This window comes from Mesorhizobium sp. M2A.F.Ca.ET.039.01.1.1 (genome assembly GCF_003998035.1).
GTDB lineage: Bacteria > Pseudomonadota > Alphaproteobacteria > Rhizobiales > Rhizobiaceae > Mesorhizobium.
The window spans coordinates 1-2534 of sequence record NZ_RZRY01000814.1; the positions used below are offsets into that span (position 1 = coordinate 1).

A 2534-nucleotide genomic window follows, 5' to 3' on the forward strand; every position below is an offset into this window, starting at 1 on the left:
GGAGCATATCGACCAGATCGAGGTGAAGAACCTCGCCGATGCGCTGGGGCAGCTGCACGAGGCCGGTTTCCAGACGATCGGACTTGATTCCGAAGGACCGGCCGAGCTCGAAAAGACATTCGACGGCCAAAAGATCGCGTTGGTGCTGGGCGCGGAAGGCAAGGGCCTGCGGCAAAAAACCCGCGAGACGGTGACCGCGCTCGCCCGCCTCGACATGCCGGGCGCCATCCATTCGCTCAACGTGTCGAATGCGGCGGCGGTGAGCCTTTATGCGGCAAGGAAATTCCTAGCGAATAGCGAATAGCGAATAGCGAATAGCTAGCGAATAGGCGGAACACCGCGAGGTGCCGGCCTGCAATCCCTACTTGCTACTCCCTATTCGCTACTGGCTAGCCCACTTCGTGGGCCGCCATCCGCTCCAGCGCTCTCACCAGCGCCGAGTGGTCCTCCTTGGCGCCGCCATTGGCGGCGCAGGAATTGAAGAGCTGCTGCGTGGTCGAGGTGTTAGGTAGCGAGACGCCAAGCGCTTTCGCGCCTTCCAGCGCGAGGTTGAGGTCCTTCTGGTGCAACTCGATGCGGAAGCCAGGCGCGAAGGTGCGCTTGATCATGCGCTCGCCATGCACTTCGAGGATGCGCGAGGCGGCGAGCCCGCCCATCAGCGCCTGCCTGACTTTTGCAGGGTCGGCGCCGGCCTTCGAGGCAAAGACGAGGGCTTCGCCGACGGCTTCGATGGTGAGCGCCACCACGATCTGGTTGGCCACCTTGGTGGTCTGGCCAACGCCGTTCGGGCCGACGAGGGTGATGTTCTTGCCCATCTTCTCGAAGACCGGCCTGGCGCGTTCGAAGGCCTTTTCCCCGCCGCCGACCATGATGGTGAGCGAGGCGGCCTTGGCGCCGACCTCGCCGCCCGACACCGGCGCGTCGAGATAATCGCAGCCGAGATCGTTGATCTTCCTGGCGACTTCCTTGGTGGCGATGGGCGAGATCGAGCTCATGTCGATGACGAGCTTGCCCTTAGACAAGCCAGCGGCGACGCCGCTCTCGCCGAAGAGAACATCTGCGACCTGCGGGGTGTCTGGCACCATGGTGATGATGATGTCGGCGACCTTGGCCACCGCATTGTGGCCGGTGACTGACTTCAGCCCCTTGGCGACGAGATCAGCCGGCGGCTTGGAGCGGTGGTCGCTGGCAACGACCGTATGGCCGGCGTCGAGGAGATGCCCCGCTATCGGCGCGCCCATGATGCCGAGGCCGATGAAGCCGATGGTTTCCATTTGTGTCTCCGTCTTTTGGCAAGCCGCGTTCTACGGCGCCCCCCTCTGTCCTGCCGGACATCTCCCCCACTTGGGGGGAGATTGGCAGTTTCGGCGTCGGCTCTAAGCCGCCGCGCTCCCCTGCCCGGCGAATTCGCTGAACCAGCCGAGTCCGGCCTCTGTGCCCGCCTTCGGCTTGTATTCGGCGCCGATCCAGCCGGAATAGCCGATGCGGTCGATGTGGTCGTAAAGGAAGGGATAGTTGATCTCGCCCGTCCCCGGCTCGTGACGGCCGGGATTGTCCGCAAGCTGGATATGCGCGATGCGGCTAAGGTTCGCCTCGATGGTACGGCCGAGATCCCCCTCCATGATCTGCATGTGATAGATGTCGTATTGCAAATAGAGGTTCTTCGAGCCGATGCGGTCGATCAGCGCCAAGGCCTGGTCGGAGTAATTCAGGAAGAAGCCCGGAATGTCGCGGGTGTTGATCGGCTCGATCAGCAGCCTGATGCCGGCTTGTTCCAGCTTCTCGGCCGCGAAGGCCAGGTTTTCGGCAAAGACGTTTTCCAGCACAGCGCGATCGACGCCCTGGGGCGCGATGCCGGCGAGGCAGTTGACTTGCTCGCAGCCCAGCGCATGCGCATAGGTAATCGCCTTGGCGACGCCCTGGCGGAATTCCGGCACCCGGTCCGGCAGCACGGCAATGCCGCGCTCGCCCTTGCCCCAGTCGCCGGCCGGCAGGTTGAAAAGAACCTGGCTCAGGCCGTTCTTCTTCAGGCGCGCCGCGACGACGTCCGGCGCGTGATCATAGGGGCCGATATATTCGACGCCCTTGAAGCCCGCGCGGGCGGCGGCATCAAAGCGATCGAGGAATTCATGCTCGCCGAAGAGCATGGACAGGTTGGCTGAAAAACGCGGCATTCTTTTCTCCTTCGTTCCGCCTGAACTCAATCCAACATGACGATGGCCGTCGGCGCATCCTCATGGCTCTCGGCAAGTTCCTCAAATTCCGTGATCTTGTCGATTTCGGTGCCCATCGAAATGTTGGTGACGCGCTCGAGGATGAATTCCAGCACCACCGGAACCTGATGCTCCTTCATCAGCCGCTGCGCTTCCTTGAAGGCGCCGGCGAATTCCTCGGGCTTCTTCACGCGGACCGCCTTGCAGCCCATCGCCTCGGCGACGGCGACATGATCGACGCCGTAGCCCGCCTCCGGATCGCCTGCGCGGTTGACGTTCTCGAAGGCGAGGCTCACCTCGTAATCCATCGAAAAGCCGCGC

General features: G+C 63.0%; 3 protein-coding genes and 1 pseudogene. 1 reads left to right on the forward strand and 3 read right to left on the reverse strand.

Translation table 11 applies throughout. From position 1 onward, the window contains the following. On the forward strand, positions 1–304 hold a 304-nt coding region (locus EOA24_RS34080; RefSeq protein ID WP_145992562.1), incomplete at its 5' end, for a TrmH family RNA methyltransferase. Positions 305–389: 85 nt separating this feature from the next. Here the strand turns inward: EOA24_RS34080 and EOA24_RS34085 are convergent. From EOA24_RS34085 to EOA24_RS34095, 3 genes and pseudogenes are all read right to left on the reverse strand, one after another. Continuing rightward, positions 390–1283 (reverse strand): annotated as a pseudogene (locus tag EOA24_RS34085) (2-hydroxy-3-oxopropionate reductase); the annotation flags it as partial. Between the two features lie 93 nt (positions 1284–1376). Continuing rightward, positions 1377–2174: a hydroxypyruvate isomerase gene (gene hyi, locus EOA24_RS34090; RefSeq protein WP_126082818.1), complete on the reverse strand. Its 798-nt coding sequence runs from the start codon at positions 2172–2174 to the stop codon at positions 1377–1379. 26 nt (positions 2175–2200) lie between these two features. Then, positions 2201–2534, reverse strand: a 334-nt coding sequence (locus tag EOA24_RS34095) for a thiamine pyrophosphate-dependent enzyme (RefSeq protein ID WP_245501916.1), incomplete at its 5' end; no start/stop codon positions are given.

What these genes read in the sequence shown, in the direction of transcription:
- hyi (WP_126082818.1), bottom strand. Translation starts at nt 2,174, where the DNA reads ATGCCGCGTTTTTCAGCCAACCTGTCCATGCTCTTCGGCGAGCATGAA.